This window comes from Granulicella sp. S156 (genome assembly GCF_009766105.1).
Lineage (GTDB): Bacteria > Acidobacteriota > Terriglobia > Terriglobales > Acidobacteriaceae > Granulicella.
In genome coordinates this window covers 72683-93177 of the sequence record NZ_LMUH01000026.1, presented here as the reverse complement: position 1 = coordinate 93177, position 20495 = coordinate 72683, and the positions used below count along the sequence as shown (strand labels likewise).

At 57.5% G+C, this 20495-nt stretch carries 19 protein-coding genes; 8 read left to right on the top strand and 11 right to left on the bottom strand.

The window, feature by feature from the left end:
* Positions 1–8 precede the first annotated feature (8 nt).
* The 3 genes from purF to GSQ91_RS21995 form a co-directional block, all read right to left on the bottom strand.
* Positions 9–1520 (bottom strand): amidophosphoribosyltransferase, encoded by a 1512-nt coding sequence (gene purF / locus GSQ91_RS22005; protein WP_158823922.1) that lies wholly within the window; start codon positions 1518–1520, stop codon positions 9–11.
* 340 nt (positions 1521–1860) lie between these two features.
* Complete coding sequence (locus GSQ91_RS22000) at positions 1861–2460, bottom strand: protoglobin domain-containing protein (RefSeq protein WP_158823921.1); 600 nt, start codon at positions 2458–2460, stop codon at positions 1861–1863.
* The gene (locus tag GSQ91_RS21995; protein ID WP_158823920.1) at positions 2457–2786 is read right to left on the bottom strand and encodes an NIPSNAP family protein; all 330 of its coding nucleotides are present in this window, start codon (positions 2784–2786) and stop codon (positions 2457–2459) included. The genes GSQ91_RS22000 and GSQ91_RS21995 overlap by 4 nt, the downstream gene beginning before the upstream one ends.
* A gap of 96 nt (positions 2787–2882) precedes the next feature.
* On the opposite strand from GSQ91_RS21995, the gene GSQ91_RS21990 reads away from it, so the two are divergent.
* Positions 2883–3578: a helix-turn-helix transcriptional regulator gene (locus tag GSQ91_RS21990; RefSeq protein WP_158823919.1), complete on the top strand. Its 696-nt coding sequence runs from the start codon at positions 2883–2885 to the stop codon at positions 3576–3578.
* 21 nt (positions 3579–3599) lie between these two features.
* Here the strand turns inward: GSQ91_RS21990 and GSQ91_RS21985 are convergent, their stop codons facing one another.
* Positions 3600–5033, bottom strand: coding sequence for a PLP-dependent aminotransferase family protein (locus GSQ91_RS21985; RefSeq protein ID WP_158823918.1), 1434 nt, complete (start codon positions 5031–5033; stop codon positions 3600–3602).
* Positions 5034–5170: 137 nt separating this feature from the next.
* On the opposite strand from GSQ91_RS21985, the gene GSQ91_RS21980 reads away from it, so the two are divergent.
* From GSQ91_RS21980 to GSQ91_RS21970, 3 genes are read left to right on the top strand one after another with little or no spacing between them, the layout of a single operon-like run.
* Positions 5171–5773 (top strand): hypothetical protein, encoded by a 603-nt coding sequence (locus GSQ91_RS21980; RefSeq protein ID WP_158823917.1) that lies wholly within the window; start codon positions 5171–5173, stop codon positions 5771–5773.
* 26 nt (positions 5774–5799) lie between these two features.
* Positions 5800–6408 (top strand): hypothetical protein, encoded by a 609-nt coding sequence (locus GSQ91_RS21975; RefSeq protein WP_158823916.1) that lies wholly within the window; start codon positions 5800–5802, stop codon positions 6406–6408.
* 45 nt (positions 6409–6453) lie between these two features.
* Positions 6454–6933, top strand: coding sequence for a GNAT family N-acetyltransferase (locus GSQ91_RS21970; RefSeq protein ID WP_158823915.1), 480 nt, complete (start codon positions 6454–6456; stop codon positions 6931–6933).
* 55 nt (positions 6934–6988) lie between these two features.
* Here GSQ91_RS21970 and GSQ91_RS21965 read toward each other — a convergent pair whose 3' ends face one another.
* The 6 genes from GSQ91_RS21965 to GSQ91_RS21940 form a co-directional block, all read right to left on the bottom strand.
* The gene (locus tag GSQ91_RS21965) at positions 6989–8029 is read right to left on the bottom strand and encodes a thioredoxin domain-containing protein (RefSeq protein ID WP_158823914.1); all 1041 of its coding nucleotides are present in this window, start codon (positions 8027–8029) and stop codon (positions 6989–6991) included.
* A gap of 36 nt (positions 8030–8065) precedes the next feature.
* Positions 8066–9754: an NAD+ synthase gene (locus GSQ91_RS21960; RefSeq protein WP_158823913.1), complete on the bottom strand. Its 1689-nt coding sequence runs from the start codon at positions 9752–9754 to the stop codon at positions 8066–8068.
* A gap of 167 nt (positions 9755–9921) precedes the next feature.
* A complete protein-coding gene (locus GSQ91_RS21955; RefSeq protein ID WP_254064818.1) occupies positions 9922–11376 on the bottom strand; it encodes a sugar transferase in 1455 nt (484 codons plus the stop codon).
* A gap of 235 nt (positions 11377–11611) precedes the next feature.
* On the bottom strand, positions 11612–12568 hold the full coding sequence (locus tag GSQ91_RS21950) for an ABC transporter ATP-binding protein (RefSeq protein ID WP_158823912.1): 957 nt from the start codon (positions 12566–12568) through the stop codon (positions 11612–11614).
* Positions 12569–12601: 33 nt separating this feature from the next.
* Entirely contained in the window at positions 12602–13258 is a 657-nt protein-coding gene (locus GSQ91_RS21945) for a molybdenum cofactor guanylyltransferase (protein ID WP_158823911.1), read from the bottom strand.
* Positions 13259–13291: 33 nt separating this feature from the next.
* Positions 13292–14680, bottom strand: coding sequence for a dipeptidase (locus GSQ91_RS21940; RefSeq protein WP_158823910.1), 1389 nt, complete (start codon positions 14678–14680; stop codon positions 13292–13294).
* Positions 14681–14916: 236 nt separating this feature from the next.
* On the opposite strand from GSQ91_RS21940, the gene GSQ91_RS21935 reads away from it, so the two are divergent.
* The gene (locus tag GSQ91_RS21935) at positions 14917–15777 is read left to right on the top strand and encodes a hypothetical protein (RefSeq protein WP_158823909.1); all 861 of its coding nucleotides are present in this window, start codon (positions 14917–14919) and stop codon (positions 15775–15777) included.
* Positions 15778–15812: 35 nt separating this feature from the next.
* Here GSQ91_RS21935 and GSQ91_RS21930 read toward each other — a convergent pair whose 3' ends face one another.
* Positions 15813–17204: a M28 family peptidase gene (locus tag GSQ91_RS21930; protein ID WP_254064816.1), complete on the bottom strand. Its 1392-nt coding sequence runs from the start codon at positions 17202–17204 to the stop codon at positions 15813–15815.
* Between the two features lie 185 nt (positions 17205–17389).
* Here GSQ91_RS21930 and GSQ91_RS21925 point away from each other — a divergent pair, with 185 nt between their 5' ends.
* The 3 genes from GSQ91_RS21925 to secA all read left to right on the top strand — a co-directional run.
* Positions 17390–18262, top strand: a complete 873-nt coding sequence (locus tag GSQ91_RS21925; RefSeq protein WP_158823908.1) for a rhamnogalacturonan acetylesterase — start codon at positions 17390–17392, stop codon at positions 18260–18262.
* 23 nt (positions 18263–18285) lie between these two features.
* Positions 18286–18585: a hypothetical protein gene (locus tag GSQ91_RS21920; RefSeq protein WP_158823907.1), complete on the top strand. Its 300-nt coding sequence runs from the start codon at positions 18286–18288 to the stop codon at positions 18583–18585.
* Positions 18586–18714: 129 nt separating this feature from the next.
* A partial coding sequence (gene secA, locus GSQ91_RS21915) for a preprotein translocase subunit SecA (protein ID WP_158823906.1) occupies positions 18715–20495 on the top strand: 1781 nt, incomplete at its 3' end.

Genomic DNA, 20495 nt, shown 5'->3' with positions numbered 1-20495 from the left:
GTTTCACGCTAGAGGCGGGATGAGAAGTTTCTAGTGATATGGCTGGCGACATCTTCTGTATGTTTCGCGGCTTCGTTGCGTTGTTTTTCAAGGGTGGCGAGATACTCTTCCGTAACATCTCCCGTCACATAGGTTCCATCGAAGACGGATGTGTCGAAGTGCGCAAGACCAGGCTCGGCCTCGGTGATCGAGTCCTTCAGGTCCTGCAGGTCCTGAAAGATCAGCTCATCGGCTCCGATATCGGTCGCGAGTTGCTGCACGGTCTTGCCGTTGGCAATCAACTCCGAACGAGCCGGCATATCGATGCCGTAGACATTGGGAAAGCGCACCGGCGGGGCGGCGGAGCTGACGTACACCTTCTTCGCACCCTGTTCGCGAACCATCGCGATGATCTCCCGAATCGTCGTGCCGCGCACAATCGAATCGTCCACCAGCAGAATATTCTTGCCCTCAAACGCCTGCGGAATCGGGTTGAGCTTGCGCCGGATGGACTGCTTGCGCATCGCCTGTCCCGGCATGATGAAGGTGCGTCCTACATAACGATTGCGCACGAGCGCATCGCGATACGGGATGTTGAGACGCGTCGCAATCTCCTGGGCCGCCACACGGCTGGTTGAAGGGATCGGAATGACCACATCGATGGGCACATGTGCCCACTCGCGCTTGATCTTCGCTGCCAGCTTGGTCCCCATATTGATGCGGCACTGATAGACGGATGCACCATCGAGTGTGGAGTCGGGACGCGCCAGATACACGTACTCGAACAGGCAGGGGGCCTTCTCGTGTGCCTGCAAACTTACATGCGTATAGAGCTCACCCGCGTCGCTGATGAAGATCACCTCGCCAGGGGCGAGATCGTGCTCGATCTTGAAGCCACTTACCTGCAACGCAACACTTTCGGAGGCGATCATGTACTCGGTCTTGCCACCCTCGGTACGAGAGCCGAAGACCAGCGGCCGAATACCATGCAGATCGCGAAACGCCACCATGCCGACTCCGGCAATCACGCTGATGACAGCGTAGCCACCCTTACATCGTCGATGCACCTCTTCGACGGCTGCGAAGATGTCGAACTCATTGGGCTTCACCGCGCCGCGCCGGGTCAGGGCGTGGGCAAAGACGTTCAACATCACTTCGGAGTCGGAGGTCGTGTTCAGGTGCCGCATGTCCGTGTGGAACAGGCTCTCGACGATGTCCGGCACGTTGGTAAGGTTACCGTTGTGCGCAAAAACGATGCCATACGGCGAATTCACATAGAAGGGCTGAGCTTCGGCCACCGAGGCGCAGCCGGCGGTCGGATAGCGCACATGTCCAAGTCCGATATTGCCCAGCAGGCGCGCCATATTGGCGGCATCGAAGACTTCGGTGATCAGTCCGTTGCCCTTTTCGAGGTAGAAACGGTCCTCAAAACAGGTGGCAATGCCAGCTGCGTCCTGCCCGCGATGTTGCAGCATGGACAAGGAATCATAGATCACCTGACTAACTGGATTGTGTCCAAAGACACCAACAATACCGCACATTATTCTCAGTGGGCCTCATTATTAGTTTATGACAGGACAGTGTCCAGCGTCGGGAACCCTGTGGGTAAACCAATTCAGCGACAGGCAAGGGTGGTCATTATACGGCCAGACCTTTCAGACAGGCCACATCTTTCGCAGCAATATCCTCTGGGATGACGTCCGCGTTGCCCCAGAGTGCACTTGGGAATCAGGGTTCTCCAGGAAAGTGCTCAAAATCTTCGAAACCCTAATAACCTTCTTATTTACTGTGACATAGCGCCTCACCAAATATGCCTTATCCGGACCGGCCATCCTATGTATGTCTCAGGCACGGCCGCCAGGAGTTCTATCCCCACGCGGATTACCAAAGCCCCTCGGAGGTGTAAGGCCTCGTCCAGAGCACAACATGTAAATGCACGGCTTTAGTCCAGGCACGCTCAAGGGCTGTGAGCTCGGCCGAATCTGAGATGGCGCTTTCAAAGAAGCTACGTACCTCTGTCACCACAGGAACAAAGGCCCACAGATAGCGTAGGGGCACGACAGGCGGAGTATGGCGAGAATCGGTCTTGTTCTTTTTCGCCGGAGTATGCCGCAGACCAATCTCCTCCTGATAGTTCAGCCATGCACGATCGTGCGGACGCGTCGCTACATCGACAACCCACCGAACAAACCGGCTCTTCACACGTGCCTTGTACTCGTCGTCCGGCTGACCGTCAGGTCCGACGAACCAGTGCGCAAGATGCGGCTGCGCTCCAATGATGGCTCGCCAGGAGTCCACCATGTGCTCCGCCTGAGCTTCGAATAATGCGGCATGCTTCCGCAGCAGTTGTTCATCGGCGAGCGTCCAGCCGAGCGTCTGTTCCAAATGCAAGAGGTCTTCAGAAGAAAGCGGCGATTGAGCAACTTCCGGAGCGCCAAAGTTGTAGCCGGGGATTTCGGGATTTTGGGATAACGCCGTCATGACTGTGGCTCCTTTGCCGGTTCCACCCGCTGGATCAGCGAGCGCTGAATAGAGAGCACTGCTCCACTGCTCTGGAGAATCGCGGCGTTCTTCTTGTGCAGGGGATGCGCAGCCAGCTTGGCACGGTAGATCTCATACTCCGCAAGCGATGGAAAATCGATCAAACCGAAGGCTTCATTGGTAGGCCCTGCGAAGTCCGTGGGCAGAAAGTAGCCGACGATCTTCCCTCCGCTCTCACGAATAGGAATCTGCTCCTCCGCAGCGTAGGTTGCGAAGTCGGAGAACTTGTTGGGATCGATGGTGTAACGAAGATACAGCGTAATCACAGGATTACCTCCGGGAACAGCCTAGTCCAGAGATGCAACGATATACTTCGTCGCTGGCCGAAGTATATCGGCTTTCATAAGCGGCATACTTTCTATATGCATGAAGACCTGTCGATTGCCGCTAACCTATTGGGCGACCCCGGACGCGCCGCGATGCTGCTCAGCCTGATGGGCGGTATCGCTTTACCGGCGGGAGAACTGGCCACCATCGCCAACGTTTCAGCGCAGACAGCGAGTGGTCATCTCGCCAAGCTAGTCGAAGGCCGGTTGCTGAGTTTCGAACGTCAGGGACGGCACCGATACTATCGGCTCTCGAGTGCCGAGGTTGCTGATGCGATTGAAGCCCTGCTGGTGCTAACTGCCCGGCCGCGGTCCGGCGACCGGAACCACAGCCTGTGCCAAGCGAGTGCGGGAAGCCTGGGTCATGCACGTACCTGCTACTCACACCTTGCAGGCTGGCTTGGTGTGCGGATTACCGAGACACTGGAGGAACGTGACCTACTCAGAGCATCCGACGCAAAGACTTACAACGTTACCCCATCAGGACGAGCCTGGATGGAAGCGCTCGGTATCGAGCTTCCATCGTCCGATCTTTCGCAAAAGAAGCTTGCGCGACGCTGCCTGGACTGGACGGAACGCCGGCATCATCTGGCCGGAACTCTTGGTTGTGCGATGTACAAGCGGTTCAACGATCTCAGGTGGATGGCCCCGATGCGCGACACGCGAGCTGTACGGGTAACACTGGATGGCAAGCGGCAGCTTTGGGATCTGCTGCGTATACCGATAGGTTGATAAAGGTCAGTCGAATCAGTCCTAGAGTACTTCGCCCAGGAGTCGAATGCCCTCTCGAATCTCTGCTTCGTTCATCGTCGAGTAGCCGAGCATCAATCCCGGCCTTGATGGCCGCGTGAGAAAGGAATGGGATATTCCGTAAATACCCACGCCTCGAGAGGCTGCCTGAGCGATTACGGTATCTTCCGAGACGCGTTTTCTGGGCCACAATACGACGTGAGCCCCAGAGCCATCGCCGGTCACTTCGACACGTTCGCCCAGGTACTTTTGAATGGCCTGAACCAGCACCTCGCGGCGCGCTGTATTCCTGCGGCGAAGCCGGCGCAGATGGCGTTCATACATTCCTGAAGTTATAAACTCCGCCAGAGTCTGCTGCTCCAGCGTGGCGGAGTGTTGATCGCAAAGCCACTTGGCAGTCGTGAATGCGGGGGCCAGCAACTTAGGCACGATCAGATACCCGATGCGGAGAGCAGGAAACACCGTGCGCGAAAACGTCCCTAAGTAGATGACTCGGCCTTCTGTGTCGAGGCCTTGCAAAGACTCCAGCGGCCGCCCCTGATAGTGAAACTCCCCATCGTAGTCATTCTCGACGATGACTGAGTTGGTGCGCCTGGCCCATTCGAGGAGCTCGATACGCCGGGCGAGCGACAGAATCGCACCGGTTGGAAACTGGTGCGATGGCGTTACGAATACCAGCCTGGCCTGCTTCGGCAGCTTCGCGGGATTCAAGCCGTCACGATCGACCGGGACAGGCCGCAACCGGGCACCCGCAGCGCGAAGCACTTCTCTTGTGCCCTGATACTGCGGATCTTCGATCGCCACACTATCGCCGCGTTCCACGAGGACCCGCGCAATCAGATCCAGTGCCTGCTGGGAGCCGTTCACAACAATCACCTCCGACGGATCGCAGACCACCGCGCGAGACCGCCGCAGATGAACACAGATGGCTTCGCGCAGTGCGGGGACTCCCGCTGCAGGGCCGTAGTCGAGTTCGCGTACCGACGCTTCCCGCGCCTTCGCCAGCAGTATGCGACGCCACATCTCAAAGGGAAAGATCGTCGTGTCGCTCCGGCCAAATGCAAAGTTGTAGCGAAGCACGGCAGAGCGCCGATCTGGAAAATCCACGCCACTCGCAGCCTGGGCGGCCGCAACTCCAAAACGCGAAAGTTGTACCCTGGCAGATTTTTCCGGACTCTTAGGACGGGTGCCCTTCAGGAATTCGGACACATAGGTTCCTGAGCCGCTACGGCCTTCAACGAAGCCTTCCGCGAGCAGTTGGTCATAGGCCAGAAGTACAACTGTTCTTGAAATACCGAGCTGTTCAGCCATGTCTCGCGTCGAAGGAAGCTGGTCACCAGCGCGGAAATTACCCACGAGGATAGCCTGTCGCAGGCCAAGGTAAACCTGCCGGAAGAGCGGTTCGCCTTTCTTCGAAAGTGGTATCGCGAGTTCCATAGAAAGTGGATATATGAAAATACCATAGTTCACGTCACTCTTGTAACCGTAGCAAATGTTCAGCCTTGCCATTGATGGAATCACAGGGAAGCAACCTGACTCGAGTGAATAGGCGAACGCTAAATCTGGAGGACACAATGAACCTGCGTCGACACATCAGACCGTATCTCCTGTTGAGCCTGTTTGGTCTTCTCATCCATCCCCTTCCTGCATCTTCACAAGCGACCCCAGCGGCGGCTCAAGCCGGCCCGCAACAAGTGCGAGACGGTCAACACGATTTTGACTTCCACTTCGGCACATGGAAGACACACATCCGGCGCCTTACGCAACCACTATCGGGCTCCAACACCTGGGTAGAACTCAACGGCACAGTCACCGTCCGGAAGGTTTGGGATGGCCGCGCCAACCTGGAGGAGATCGACGCCAGCAATGCGACGACTCACCTCAAGGGATTGACCCTGTTTCTCTACAACCCTCAATCCCACCAGTGGAGCCAGACCTTTGCCAACGTCAACGACGGCACATTGAATCCGCCCATGATTGGGGAGTTCAAGAACGGGCGCGGCGAACTCTTCGACCAGGAGACATACAACGGCAGAACCATCCTTGTTCGATTCGTATGGTCGGATATCACTCCGAACTCACACCACGTTGAACAGGCCTACTCGGACGATGGCGGCAAAATGTGGGAGCCCAACTTTACCGCCGATTTGACCCGAGAAACGCAGCCCTCGAACTAACGCGCAATCGTACACCTGGAGGAACAATGAACTCACTAAGATCCGTTGGCCTGTCTCTTCTGCTGTGCAGCGTTGGTTATCTTGCACAGCCTTCGTCCGCGTCTTCACAAACCCCGACCGTCAAACCCGACACGGTGCGAGACGGGCAACACGATTTTGACTATGAGATAGGTACCTGGAAGATCCACTTGTCGCGCCTGCAGGATCGCTTAGCCGGCTCCAAGACCTGGGTCGAATTTGATGGCACTTCGGTTACACGAAAGATTTGGGATGGGCGCGGCAATATCGAGGAGTTCGAAACCGATAGCCCAACCGGACACATAGAAGGTCTTACTCTGCGCGTCTACAATCCGCTCACTCATCAGTGGAGCATCTATTGGGCTAGCAGCAAGGACCCTGACTTAGGCCAACCTCTTCAACCCATGGTGGGCGAGTTCAAGGACCGACACGGCGAGTTCTACGATCAGGAGCTATGGAAGGGACGATCCGTCTACGTTCGATTTGTCTGGTCAAAGATCACTCCCAATTCTGCCCACTTTGAGCAGTCCTATTCGGACGACGGAGGCAAGACGTGGGAGGTCAACTGGATCACAGATCAGACACGGGTGAAAGATGAACCTGAGAAAACACACTGAACTGCGCCAAAGTTTAAAACCCGGATTACGTGGAGGCAGAACCCGATGATAGCGATTCGTGCAGCCACCATCGCCGACGCCACCCTGATCAGAAGACTGATAGGGGAGCTTGCCGAGTACGAAAAAGAGCCAGACCAGGTCCGCACGACAGAGGCTGACATAGCGCGCGATGGCTTCGGCGCGAACCCGCAGTTTCGAGTCTTCATCGGCGAATGGTGCGGGGAGCCTGTGGGTTTCGCAGTGTTCTTCCCCTACTACTCCACCTGGCGCGGCACCGGGTTTTATCTCGAAGATCTCTTTGTTCTTCCGGAATTTCGTCGTCGCGGAATCGGCAGCGCATTGCTGGCACATGTTGCGCAAGCGGCAAAACAGGAAGGTCGTGCCTTCATCCGGTGGGCGGTGTTGGATTGGAATCAACACGCCATCGACATGTACAAGTCGATGGGCGCTCATTTCCTGAACGACTGGCGGATTGTTTTTCTGACAGGAGAAGGTCTGGAGAAATTGGCCGGGAAAAATGTCTGATACGACGATGGGGCTACAACTGTAGCCCCATCGGTTCTCTATCCCGCGCTGAATACTACTTCAGTGTCGAAAGCGTGGGCTGCACATGCACAACGACGCCGTCCTGCCCGGCCTGGTACGCGATGATCTTCTTCAGTGTCTCGTATGGAATCGACGCGATCGGAAGCAGATGGCCGTTTACCGCAAGCATGGGTGTCTGATCGACTCCGATGTCCGTGCCAAGCTTCTCGGAGGCATTGACGTCCTCCTTGATCGCCGGAGTCTCCGCGCAGGCAGCAGCCGCTGCCGGGTCTCCGCCAGCCTTGGTGACCGCAGCGCTCAACGTGGCGTCTGCACGCTCAGCAGTAAGACCTTCCTGTGTGTCAAAGACAGCCTGTGCATAGGTAAAGAAGGCAGCATCGCCCTTGGCCTTGCGTACGCACTCGCCCTCTGCAGCCGCGCGGAACGCATACGGATGAAGCCCGGTGATCGGATAGTTCTCATACACTACGCGCGCCTGAGGAAAGTCCTGCACGATGTTGTCCATGATCGCCTGCACTTCCTTGCAGTGCGGGCACTGAAGATCGGCGAACTCAACCAACAGAAGATCGTTGCTCTTCGCTCCCCGCGCAGGTCCATTGGCACGCTCTTGCAGCGCCTTCCGCGACTCGGCAAACGGCTTCGGACCAAAGTCGATCACATTGTCGGCGATCGCATGCTTGCCGTCAGGCGTTGTGAAGAAGATGGTCTGCGTGCCCTTGCCTGGCTGTGTCTTGTCGGCTACGAAGACCACTACCTTGCTGACACCGGGCGCCGGTGTTGCGAGGATTGCAGCGACGCTCCAGACGCGGTTCTCGTCGTAGCCCCAGATTGACTTCAGAAAGCTGTTGACGTCATCGGACGTTGGAGAGGTTGCAGTAAAGTTTTTCGGATTCACCGCAGGAAACGGATTGGCATGGGCTGCAGCTTGCGGTGCAGGCGCCTGCGGGGTTGCGGCTTGATTGGCTTCTTGTGTCGCGGGGCTAAGCTGGGGTGGCGCGGGCGTCTGTGCAATGTTGGAGGCTGCGGTTGTCAGCAGCGCCAAACCGGCTGCCCATGCGAGTTTGCTATTCTTCACGTCTTGCTATCTCCTGAGCCCGATTCGGGCATCTTTTTAAACTTCGCGTTTTGCGGCGATGGGGAAACGTCTCCCCATACCAAAGGATTTCTTGGAAACCTTGAGTACCGGCGCTGCTTGCTGCCGCTTGTATTCGCTGCGCTCAACGAGCTGAATCACAGACCGAACCAGTTCCACGCTGACATTCTGCCGGGCTTCGATCTCTTCGGCAGAGCAGTACTCTTCAATGTAAGCCTTCAAGATGGGATCGAGCACCTCGTAAGGAGGCAGAGAGTCGGTATCCTTCTGCCCAGGCCGCAGTTCGGCCGAAGGCGGCTTCGTCAAGGTATCTTCCGGGATGATCTCACGCTCGCGGTTAGCGTAACGGCTCAGAGCGTAGACCTCCGTCTTATACACATCGCCGATCACGGCAAGAGCTCCGACCATATCGCCGTAGAGCGTGCAGTAACCGGTCGCCATCTCACTCTTATTGCCGGTCGTTAGCACCAACGCACCAGTCTTGTTGGAGAGCGCCATCAGGAGGCTGCCACGAATACGCGGTTGCAGGTTCTCTTCGGCCAGACCAAACGGAGTGCCAGCAAAAAACGGCTGGAGCGATTCAGAAAACCTTGTATAAATCTCACGAACGGGCACAACGGAGAATGGAATACCCAGATTTTGGGCCAGCTTCTCGGCATCGCTGACGGAGCCGCTCGAAGAAAATTCGCTCGGCATACCGATTCCCTGCACATTCTCTGCCCCCAGCGCTTCCACTGCAATCACCGCTACCAAAGCCGAGTCGATGCCGCCGCTCAGACCAAGAATTGCCTTCTGAAAGCCGCATTTGCGCACGTAATCGCGAGTTCCAAGCACCAACGCCTGCCAGGTAAGAGCTGTCTGGGTTTCGTAGTTTGTATCCGATACTGAGACCGTCTTCGCCGGGACATTGTCTGTATCGAAGAGGACAAGATCTTCAACAAAGCCGCGGGCCTGGGTATGAATTTCCCCATCAGGACCGGCAACGAACGAGTTTCCGTCGAAGATCAGGCTGTCGTTCGCGCCCACCTGGTTCACCAGCACAGCGGTCGCGTTGTGCCGCTTCGCCAGGGCGCCAATCATGCGCTGCCGGACCTCGGCCTTGCCATGCCAATAGGGTGAAGCGGAGATGTTCAGAATCAGGCGCGGCCCGCTCAGCGGTTGCGGCAGCACAGCCCACTGCTTCATCAACTCCTCGACGGGATCGATGGAATAGTTGAGACGCGGCCAGAACATCTTGTCGTTCCAGGCGTCCTCACACACCGTGATCGCCACGGCTTGCCCTTTGACGACGACGAGGGACTGCTGTGTCGCTGGCTCAAAGTAACGCTGCTCATCAAAGACGTCGTAGAACGGAAGCAACATCTTCTGCTGCAGACACCGGATCTCTCCCGCCTCCAGCAAAGCTGCGACGTTGCGCACGTGCTTGCCGGTAGGCCGATGGACCGGTAGCACCGAACCGCAGAGGATCGCCGGGCGACCTTCACCTTTGGTCAGCGCAGCTATCTCGGTCAACGACTCTTCCGCGCGCTTTAAGAACGATTCCTTTTCGAGAAGGTCTGCAGGGGGGTATCCACACGTCGCCAGTTCCGGAAAAATCACCAGGTCAGCGTGTTCCGCGACCGCTCGCTCCGTGAACTCACGAATCTTCTTCAGATTGCCGGAGAAGTCTCCGACAGTCGGGTTGATTTGGGCCAGCGCAATCCGCACAGTTCAAGTCTAGAGCAGAATCCCTATTACTGTGCCCCGGAAGGAGGTTAGGAGTGGCGCTTTTCTTGGAGAAAAGCGCCGTCCAATTGATTGCCTTTGGGTATACCTATAGGAATTCTGTTCTATCGCGAGGACGGTTTTGGGACAGGCACCGGCAAAAAACAACCTCAAGAGCCTGTGCCACCCACAACGACCCCGATGGTCCGCGCAAGGATACGAAGATCCAGGAGCAGTGTCCAATTCTCGACATAGGCCGTGTCGAGCGAGATGTAACTGTCGAAGGAGGGATCCTGACGCGCTTCCACCTGCCATAAGCCGGTGATGCCCGGAAGCACATCCAACCGGCGCAGGTGAGCGATATCGTACTGCTCGACCTCCGAGGCTATCGGCGGACGTGGACCCACGAGGCTCATATCACCGATCAATACATTGAAAAGTTGCGGAAGTTCGTCGAGCGAGTACTTGCGCAGCATAGCCCCGATCTTGGTAATCCGGGGGTCGTTGCTGATCTTGAAGAGCACTCCTTCACGCTCGTTCAAATGATCCAAGTCCTTGCGCAGACGATCGGCATCCACCACCATGGTGCGGAACTTATAGCAGGTGAAAGTACGTCCTTTACGACCGATGCGCTGCGCTCTATAAAAAATGGGCCCCTTCGAACCGAACCGAACCGCAGTGGCGATAGCAATCATCAAAGGCGAGACCAACAGAAGCACGATGAGCGACAGCACTACATCCAGAATGCGTTTCAACAGGAAAGCACCGCGTGGAAACTCGCGGCGATGCAACGGAATGGTCGGAAACTGACCGATATATTCCACTCGCGCATTCCAGGCTAAACCGTCATAGAGGTCGGGAATCACACGTACATCAATGCCTTGCGAGCGAGCCTCTTCGACGACCGCAACTACAGTCTGCTTGTCCGCGGGAGTCGAGAAGTAAATCTCGTCGACAAACAACGACCTCGCCAAAGCGACACAGTCGCGAACGTCGCCGATCACGTCGGGGGCCGCTTGATCGTCCCTGCGCGGCATAAGCGAGATAAAACCCATGAACCGAAAACCCATGTGACGGAGGGTTTCCAGATGATTGCGGAGCGCATGGCCCACACGCCCATCGCCCACAATGAGAATGTTGCGCGTTTCCAACCCCTGCAGGTAGCGGCGTTGCCGCAATTTCCGCATGATCGCGCGCCGCACCATCACCATCACCATGGTGAGCACAACCGTCAGCATCACCATGACGCGCGAGATGCCATATCCGTGCATGACGTACAAACTGCCGCAAAGCAGCAAACCTGCGGTCAGGGTCGCCTGGAGAGTCATCCGCTGTTCGTGCAGGCCGCTGTGGTTCTGGGCCATGCCATACAGGCCATAGATCCGCGCAAAGATCACCAGATAGGCGCCGAAAAGAAATAGGAACATCAATGCAACGGCTGGCTCCACCGGCACAAGATGAGCCAAAACCCTATCGGCCGGGACGCGGCCCTCGGGAATAAGCCGGAGCCTAAACGCAATTAAACCGCCCAGCAGGGCACTCAGAAAGTCAAAACTCGCCCAGACGATGCTGGTCAATCCCGGCTGCGATAGCGTGCCCGCAGCTCCAGACGCGGAGGCGTTCAACCTTCTTTGTCTTCCGGAAATCACTATCTGTTGGAGATAGTCAGGTGTCGTCATCTTGAGCTACCGTAAATGGCCCCAACGCCAGTGAACTGGCGTTTGTATATCTTGTTGAGTGTGTTCCCTAGTCTACCGAACAAAGGGTGACAGCATCTTATTGAAGATAGAAGAAACAAGAGGCTGTTTCCCGTAACACAATCATTTCAAAAAAGTTGCGCCTACTGGGTTGAGTGTGTTGCTAGTTTGGCAGAACCAAGGCATCCAATGCAAGGAATTCCTGAAGCACGGGGTCTTTGCTGGCGTGCATTTCTTCCATTGTGCCGAAGAAACTAGCCTTACCTTCATGCAAAAAGACAACACGATCGGCCAGTTTCTGAGCAAACCGCATGTCGTGAGTAACTACAATACTCGTCAGATGCAATTGCACCTTCAAGCGTTGGATTAGATCGCCAAGAAGATGCGCCATCAAGGGATCGACCATGGTGGTCGGCTCGTCGTACAGCACAGCCGAGGGCTGGGCTGCGAGTGCGCGGGCGATGGCGACCGATCGTTTCATGCCCGTAGAAAGGTCTGAAGGCAGCATATTCTCCATCCCGGCAACACCGACCATCTCCAATAAACCTTTTACTACCTGCTGGATCTGGTCTTCTTCCATGGTTCTACGCTCACGCAGAGGAAACGCCACATTTTCGCCCACCGAAACAGAATCAAACAACGCTCCGTTCTGGAAGACCATCGTGACTTTGCGTCGAACCTCCTGCATTTCGCGCTCGGAGAGACCTGAGATGTCCTGACCGGCAACCAGCACGGTGCCACGATCCGGCTTGAGAAAACCCATCAATATCTGTAGTGAAACCGACTTGCCGACACCACTTCGGCCCAGAATGCAGAGCGTCTCCCCCGGGTTGACGAAGAAGCTCACATCCTCTAAGACGATAAAGTCGCCAAATGATTTACAGACGTGCTCGAACGAGATGTAGGGACCTATCAGCGAAGCTGTCGAAAAGGCCGCACCGGCCAGCCCTGCGTCCGCCGCGAAGGTCGTATCCTGCGCAATAGCTTCAGCTTCTTCTTCGTTGGCCTGCGCGGCCTCCGCCATAAACTCCTGTACGACGGGAGAGACGTCTGGCGAGAGTTCCGCCGTCAAGGACTCTTCTTCGCCCTTGGGCAGCGCGGCCTCTTTGTCGTCGGTCATAGATCGCTCCTGGACTTAGTATGTCACTCGCGCTCATACCTTCGATGCGACAGCCCAGGCTTCCGCCTCAACAAGTTCTTGTGCCGTATTCACGTTTGAGAACCAAAGCTTCCTATCCAAATATGCCGGATTGGGGGTATACGCAAGCTTCGCTACATCGCAAACCCATACCCCGCCAACCCCTTTGTCTTTGTCAAGATTTATCAAGATATCGTCTAATCGGCGTTCGCCTCGCTCGAGAGCAAGCGTGACAGACCCATAGCACTCCCGCCGCATCATGCAAAACGCCGGTTGTCGCTGCTGATTGACCAGCAGACAGCTCGCGCCATATCCTGCTGCCTGCTGTTCGATAACAGCCGCGACCCATGTCCCCAGCACTTCCAACGGCACCAGCGGGACGTCAACCGGTATAAACATCGTCCACGGTTGCAGCGCTGCAAATAAGCCAGCTTCAACCCCTGCTGCCGGCCCCACATTCAACCGTTCTTCCCGGACTACCGGCGCAAACACCTGCAGGTCTTCTCGGTTCCCCACAATGCTGACTTCCGCGCAGAACTCCCGCAGCTTTTCAACCGCGATCTCGATCATCGGTCGCCCACAAAATGGGAGCAGCGCTTTGTCCTGGCCCATGCGCGAACTCTTACCGCCTGCCAGCACAAATCCATGCACGGGCAGCTTCGTATCGCTCAAGCGATCATCCCTCGCAACTCGATAGAGATTCCCCTACGCGCCGCCAACCAGTCCAAAGAACCGCACGATCGACTCAATCCCGCGATGGAAATTCGCCAGATGGAATTTTTCGTTCGGCGCATGGAGGTTGTCGTCCGGCAAACCGAAGCCCATCATTACCGTCGGGATCCCCAGCTCCCGAACGAAGTCACCGACGATCGGAATCGACCCGCCACCGCGCACGAAGACCGTCTCCTTGCCAAAGACCTCTCCCATCGCCTCTTTCGCCGCACGGATGTAGTCGTTATCCGTGCTCACGACGATCGGCTCGCCCGAGTGGATCATCCTCACCGACACCTGAATGCCCTTGGGACAGATCTCCTCCACGAAGGCCTTATATTTCGCAAATGTCGCATCAGGAGTCATTCCCGGTACGAGGCGGAAGCTGATCTTCGCCAGCGCCTTTGCGGGAATCACCGTCTTCGCGCCGGCCCCCGTGAAACCGCCGGGCATGCCGTGAACATCCATCGTCGGCCGCGACCAGGTACGCTCCAGGACGCTGAAACCCGATTCCCCAGTCAGCTCCGTTGAGCCAACCTCGGTCTTGCGATAGTGCTCCTCATCGAACGGCAGCGACTTCCACGCCTTTAGCTCATCGGCGGTCGGCTCTTCGATACCGTCATAGAAGCCGGGAATTGCGATGTGCCCGGACTCGTCTTTCAACTTTGCAATGATCTGAGCCAGAGCTACGAAGGGATTCGGGGCAGCGCCTCCGTACATGCCGGAGTGAAGATCCGTCGCCGCGCCACGCACCTCGAGTTCGGTATAGATCATGCCACGCAGGCCCACACACAGCGTTGGCAGCTCAGGCGCGAACATCTCGGTGTCGCTGACCAGTGCGGCATCGGCCTTCAGCACGTCGCCATGCTCACGAACGAACGTCGCAATGCCTTCGCCTCCAACCTCTTCTTCGCCTTCGACGATCACCTTGATATTGACCGGCAGCTTACCCTCGGCCTTCAGCAGCGACTCTAGCGCCTTCACATGCATCCACATCTGGCCCTTGTCGTCGACGGCCCCTCGTGCATAGATGTTGCCGTCGCGCTCCTCCGGCTCGAACGGCGGTGACTTCCACTCGTCAAGCGGATCGGGAGGCTGCACGTCATAGTGGCCATAGCAAAGCACCGTCGGCTTACCAGGGGCATGCAACCAGTCGGCATAGACCAGCGGATGTCCTTCGCGCTTCGGGGTCGAAGTTTCAATGAGCCGCACGTTCTCCATGCCGGCCGCACGCAGACCCGCCGCCACGAACTCCGCCGCTTTGCGTACATCGCCTGCGCGTTCCGGCGTTGTTGAAATCGATGGGATACGCAGCAGCGCCTTTAGTTCCTCGACAAACCGTGCGCCATTGTCCTTGCCAAACTGTACTGCCTTGCTGCTCATCAAAACTCTCCTCATACTCCGCGACGGTGCAGTGCGCAGATGCCCACAGCATAGCTCCCGCCACTTCGTTCATCCAAGCTATCCTAAATCTTTGATTCTTTTGATGGAGTCACAATCCTGTGCATCCCAGCAGCCCTCTCGTCCATCTATAACAACTGCAACGATAGGAATACATAGAGCAAGTTGAGCTCTTCGAATCCAAATCCAGTCCAGAAGCAACTAACGTATAAGGAAACATGACGACGATCTCTCGATGGCAGACAGTTTCGACCTCTCTTCTCCTCGGATTGCTCTGCACCGGTGGACTCTGTGCGCAGCAGCTTGCGGTTTCTACCGCTCCCAATACCGCTGTGAGCCCAGCGGCCAGCGCCCGGTATAACTCCTCGCCCGATCCGGGTGAGGCCACCAGTTCCGCGATCGCGGGGTCTCCTCTGGAGTCGTCGAGTCTGCAACCCACCATCGATGCTCCAACACCTCAGACACCCCAGAGCGACGATTCCACGGGCAAACAGACGACGCGCATCCTCGGCATCATCCCGAACTTCCGTGCCGTGAGCGCGGATCAGAAGCTGCCGCCACAATCGGTCAAAGAGAAATTCGTGACCGCGAGCCAGGACTCTTTCGATTACTCTTCCCTCGTTGTTCCCGCAGCGCTTGCAGGCTTCGACCTGGGGCGCAATTCCATACCCGAGTTTGGTAAAGGCGGAGTCGGCTATGGCCGTTACCTGTGGCATTCAACCGTGGATCAGACGAGCGAAAACTACTGGGTGGAATTTATTGTGCCCGCCGTCACTCACGAAGACACTCGGTATTACACGTTAGGCCGCGGAGGGTTTCTCAAACGCACCGAATATGCCCTCAGCCGCGCTGTGATCACCCGGTCAGACTCTGGCCATGAGGTCTTCAACGCTGGCGAAGTCATTGGTGCCGGAGCCTCTGCTGGTATCTCCAACCTCTACTATCCATCCAGCCAGCGTGGCTTCGGCAATACCGGCAGCCAGTGGGGCTTGGATATAGCCATCGATGCTGCCACCTTCGAGGTCAAGGAGTTCTGGCCGGACCTCAACCATTACCTCTTTCACGCACAAAAGCCGTAGAGCAACGGACGCCATGAGAAACCTCTCAAGGCTCCCTAGTTCTTCGGCGCACCACCCGGCACCCACTCTGGCCTGAAGTCGCTGTCGGCCAACCACCGCACCGGTTCCACCAGGCTCTGGATCGCAGCCGTCATAAATGGCAGATCCAGATGCGCCAGGTCATCGTCCGGTTGATGGTACGTCGGCGGCGTTCCCCAGCCTGCTGCCGTGTGCGCCACTACGCCCTTCAACGCCAGCGCATAGTTGTCCGAACGCTCAAAGAAGTGCTGTTCCGGATAGGGATCGGGCCCCACCAACGCGCCGTGCTTCTTCAGTGTTGGCCCCAGGTTTGAGCGCTCCCAGCCAGTCAGCAACAACACTCCCTTAGGCATCTTTGGGTCCTGAGCGCCGATCATCTCGAACTCCAGGTTCGTCACCAAATCCTTCAGGGGCACAGGCGGGTGCATTCCAAAGTAGGTTGACCCCAGCTCGCCAATCTCTTCGCTGCCATAGCAGACAAACAATACATTGCGCTTCAGCCGAGGGCCTGCCGCGAGAGCATGCGCAAGCTCCAATACGGCCGTCGTTCCCGCCGCATCATCATTCGCACCGTTGAAAATCGCATCCCCATTCACCGCACTCCCTACCCCCAGATGATCCAGATGCGCTGTCAGAAGAATCGTCCCGCTCTTCGGATCGCTCCCTTCCAGGTAGCCGATGGCGTTATACGTCATCCTCGGTGCAGTCTGCAGAGTGGTGTGCACGGCAACTCCTATCCGCTCGCCATCCTTTGCGGCCTCAAGCTGCGAGAACACCTTACCGCTCAGCGCAACGATCGTCGCATCGAACTCCGCCGGCATCTCCTTCAAATGAATAGAAACGTGGGTCTTGCCACCAAATATCGTAGAGAGTTGCTGTGTCTCCTCCCCCTGCTCCAAAACAAGCACTGCCGGATGCTGTCTCCAGACGGACCGCAGTACACCCAACGCACCCTGCCCAGGCGCCAAACCGGTTAGCAGAACCACCGAGTTGCGATCGATCTTTGCTGCGCCGACTTCTTTGGCAGATACATGCACCAGGGAGCCGGACACGCTCTCCCCCGAAGAAGCCAAAAGCTGAAGATCCGTACCTTCAGCCGCAGAAACGCTCTGTGCAGAGAGTGCGGCGTGGCCATCCAGCACAGGCGAAACAACCTCCGCGCTCTGGATATAGCCCGGCATCTCCGGAGCAGGTTTCAATCCATAGGCCCTGAACTCCGAGGCCACATAGGTCGCCGTGATCTCCTCATCGTGAGTCGCGCTGCCACGGCCATGCATCGCATCGCTGGCCAGAAACTCCTCATGGGCCCGCACCCACTCCGGCTTGACCGTCCACGTACCAGCCTGCTGTGCCGCCGCACTCACCGTTAGCACGGCAACCATAAATGCATATCCACTGCTCAACTTCACGGAACGCTCCATACCTGCTAGAAATTATGCCCATCGTACTATCTGCAGGAATTATTTAAAGTTCTGGCAGCTCGCGGCTCTCTAGAAATGGAGCAACTGCGGACCGCTGCCAGACACCCTTTTTCGCAACGGTTGCGATTGCCAAAAAGGTATCGACATAATCCACCAGTGATACTATTTCCCACATGAATTCAGCACGTGCCCTCCGTTTTCTGGCGTTTCCTGCCGTGCTTGCCCTTGTCTTTGGATCATTGGCCCTGGCGCAGCAAAATATACCGGCTACACCGGATGCCCCACCTCAAATCAACACCCCTATCGACGCTCCCCTCAATCCCAGGCTGCCTACCGTCTTCATCGTCGGCGACTCCACCGCGCGCAATGGCGCCGACCTCGGCTGGGGCGACCACTTCGCCGCTCTCTTCGACACCTCGCGCGTCAATATAGCCAACCGCGCCCGTGCCGGCCGAAGCTCCCGCACCTACTTCAACGAAGGTCTATGGGATCACGTCCTCTCCGAGATCAAGCCCGGCGACTTCGTCCTCATCCAGATGGGCCATAACGACGGAGCCGGCACCTCGGACTCCCTCCGCAATGACTCCAAAGGCCGCAACAGTCTCAAGGGCATTGGAGAAGAGACCGTGGACCTCCCCATCAAGACCCCCTTCACCATCGGCCCACTCGCCGGCAAAACTACCGAAACCGTCCACACCTACGGCTGGTATCTCCGCAAATATATTGCAGACACCCGCGCTAAGGGCGCCACCCCCATCCTGCTAACCCCTACTATCCGCAACATTTGGAACGATGGCCACATCGAGCGCGACATGGGCTTCCGCGACTACGAAAACCAGGTCTCCGCCGCGCAGCACGTCCCTATTGCCGACATGGCGACCCTCGAAGCCAACCGCCTGGAGGCCCTTGGCCCTGAAAAAACGGCTCTTCTCTTTCCGAAAGATCACACCCATACCAGCCCCCAGGGAGCCGAACGGAACGCTGCCGATGTCGCCGCAGCCCTTCAGGCCATCAAATCTCCGGTCGCCTCCTTCCTCAAGAACTAGCCTTATCGGCTAAAATTCAATCAATGCGACTCCGCGCGATCCATCTCGCAAGCGTCCTCCTGCTGCTCGCCTCTCTTGGCGTGGCAGAAGGATCGGCATTGCGCGACGGCGACTTCAGCATCGGTGGCCATTACATCAGCATGCTGCTGGGCCAGGACCGTGGCGGAATCAGCACCCTATCGGAGTTCAACTCCGATAGCAGCGACGCCCTTGCGCTCGATCTTCCCGTCGCTTCGCTCGCGCTGCACCGCACCGTCTGGACGATGCGCCCGCCCTCCGCACACTCCATGGAGCTCCAGGCCGTCACCGGTTTCGGCGTCTAGAGTCCGCCCTCCCGCGCGTTTCGTCCAGGTCACCACTCCGGTTCGGCCTATCCGTTTCACGTAAACTCGAGGTTGCGATCCTCTGCGCCTGTGTCTCCACCTGGCGCCCACGCAAGAAGGACACCCGTTTTGCTCAACAAAGTTCTCGCCAAAGTCTTCGGTACCAGCAACGAACGCGCCGTCAAGCGCATGCTCCCTGTGCTTGCTCAGATCAACAGTTTCGATGAGGCCACAAAATCCCTCTCCGACGCCGAGCTGCAGGCCAAAACTCTTGAATTCAAAGCCCGCATCGCCAAAGCCATCGAAGGCCTGACGGATGCCGAAGAGATCGTCGCTGCCGAGAAGGCCGCGCTCGATGAGCTTCTGCCCGAAGCCTTCGCGGTCGTTCGTGAGGCCGGTCGCCGCGTCGTCAGCATGCGCCACTTCGACGTTCAGATGATCGGCGGCATGACACTGCACTCCGGCAAGATCTCCGAGATGAAGACCGGCGAAGGCAAGACCCTCGTCGCCACACTTCCCTGCTATCTGAACGCGCTCGCCGGCCACGGCGTCCACGTCGTAACGGTGAACGACTATCTCGCCAAGCGCGATGCTGAATGGATGGGCAAGATCTATGGCTTCCTCGGTCTCACAGTCGGCGTCATCGTGCATGACCTCGACGACCGCCAGCGCCGCGAAGCCTATGCTTCGGACATCACCTACGGCACGAACAACGAGTTCGGCTTCGACTATCTGCGCGACAACATGAAGTTCGAACTCGGCGAGACCGTGCAGCGCGGCCACTACTACTGCATCGTCGACGAGGTCGATTCGATCCTCATCGACGAAGCCCGCACCCCGCTCATCATCTCCGGCCCTACCGATAAGACCACCGACAAATACGCCATCGCCAATACCGTTATTCCCAAGTTGGAATTGGGCGAGTTGATCGAGACGCTCGAGACCAAGACCTGGTCCGGCGATTACGTCGTCGACGAAAAGGCGCGCGCCATCACCGTCACCGACGAGGGTTGGGAGAAGATCGAAGCCATCCTCGGCATCGGCAACATCGCCGACCCCGAGAACTGGGACATGAAGCACCACATCGAGGTCGCCATCAAGGCACACTCGCTCTACAAGCGCGATGTGGAGTACGTGGTCAAGGACGGCGAGGTCATCATCGTCGACGAGTTCACCGGCCGCCTGATGCCCGGCCGCCGCTGGTCGGATGGCCTGCACCAGGCCGTCGAAGCCAAGGAAGGCGTGCAGATCCGCAAGGAAGATCAGACGCTCGCGACCATCACCTTCCAGAACTACTTCCGCCTGTACAAGAAGCTCTCCGGAATGACCGGCACCGCCGAGACAGAAGCCGCCGAGTTCGACAAGATCTACAAGCTCGACATCGTCGTCATCCCCACCAACCGGCAGATGCTGCGCATCGAGAATCCTGATGTCGTCTACCGTACGGCCAAGGAAAAATACTTCGCCGTCGCCGACGAGATCGAACGCCTGCACGCGATGAAGCAGCCTGTGCTGGTAGGCACCACCAGCATCGAGAAGTCCGAACTGCTCTCCGACATCCTGAAGCGCAAGAGCGTACGCCACGTCGTGCTGAACGCCAAGTTCCACGAGAAGGAAGCCGAGATCGTTGCCCAGGCTGGACGGCTGGGCATGGTCACGATCGCCACCAACATGGCAGGTCGCGGTACCGACATTTTGCTCGGCGGCAACTCCGAGTTCATGGCTCGACAGGATCTGGTCAAGCGCTCGCTCGCCCGCGCGGTCTCCGCCGCCGAAGGCGCCATTCAGCCGGTCGCCGCACCGGGCTTCGTGCGCTTCTACTACCAGTCGCAGGAGTTCGAGACCTCGCAGCAGCAGTGGGACGATATCATCGCCGCACACTCCGCCTCCACGAAACAGGAGCACGACGC

What these genes read in the sequence shown, in the direction of transcription:
- purF (WP_158823922.1), bottom strand. Translation starts at nt 1,520, where the DNA reads ATGTGCGGTATTGTTGGTGTCTTTGGACACAATCCAGTTAGTCAGGTG.
- GSQ91_RS22000 (WP_158823921.1), bottom strand. Translation starts at nt 2,460, where the DNA reads ATGACGGCGTTATCCCAAAATCCCGAAATCCCCGGCTACAACTTTGGC.
- GSQ91_RS21990 (WP_158823919.1), top strand. Translation starts at nt 2,883, where the DNA reads ATGCATGAAGACCTGTCGATTGCCGCTAACCTATTGGGCGACCCCGGA.
- GSQ91_RS21985 (WP_158823918.1), bottom strand. Translation starts at nt 5,033, where the DNA reads ATGGAACTCGCGATACCACTTTCGAAGAAAGGCGAACCGCTCTTCCGG.
- GSQ91_RS21980 (WP_158823917.1), top strand. Translation starts at nt 5,171, where the DNA reads ATGAACCTGCGTCGACACATCAGACCGTATCTCCTGTTGAGCCTGTTT.
- GSQ91_RS21975 (WP_158823916.1), top strand. Translation starts at nt 5,800, where the DNA reads ATGAACTCACTAAGATCCGTTGGCCTGTCTCTTCTGCTGTGCAGCGTT.
- GSQ91_RS21970 (WP_158823915.1), top strand. Translation starts at nt 6,454, where the DNA reads ATGATAGCGATTCGTGCAGCCACCATCGCCGACGCCACCCTGATCAGA.
- GSQ91_RS21950 (WP_158823912.1), bottom strand. Translation starts at nt 12,568, where the DNA reads ATGACCGACGACAAAGAGGCCGCGCTGCCCAAGGGCGAAGAAGAGTCC.
- GSQ91_RS21940 (WP_158823910.1), bottom strand. Translation starts at nt 14,680, where the DNA reads ATGAGCAGCAAGGCAGTACAGTTTGGCAAGGACAATGGCGCACGGTTT.
- GSQ91_RS21935 (WP_158823909.1), top strand. Translation starts at nt 14,917, where the DNA reads ATGACGACGATCTCTCGATGGCAGACAGTTTCGACCTCTCTTCTCCTC.
- GSQ91_RS21925 (WP_158823908.1), top strand. Translation starts at nt 17,390, where the DNA reads ATGAATTCAGCACGTGCCCTCCGTTTTCTGGCGTTTCCTGCCGTGCTT.
- GSQ91_RS21920 (WP_158823907.1), top strand. Translation starts at nt 18,286, where the DNA reads ATGCGACTCCGCGCGATCCATCTCGCAAGCGTCCTCCTGCTGCTCGCC.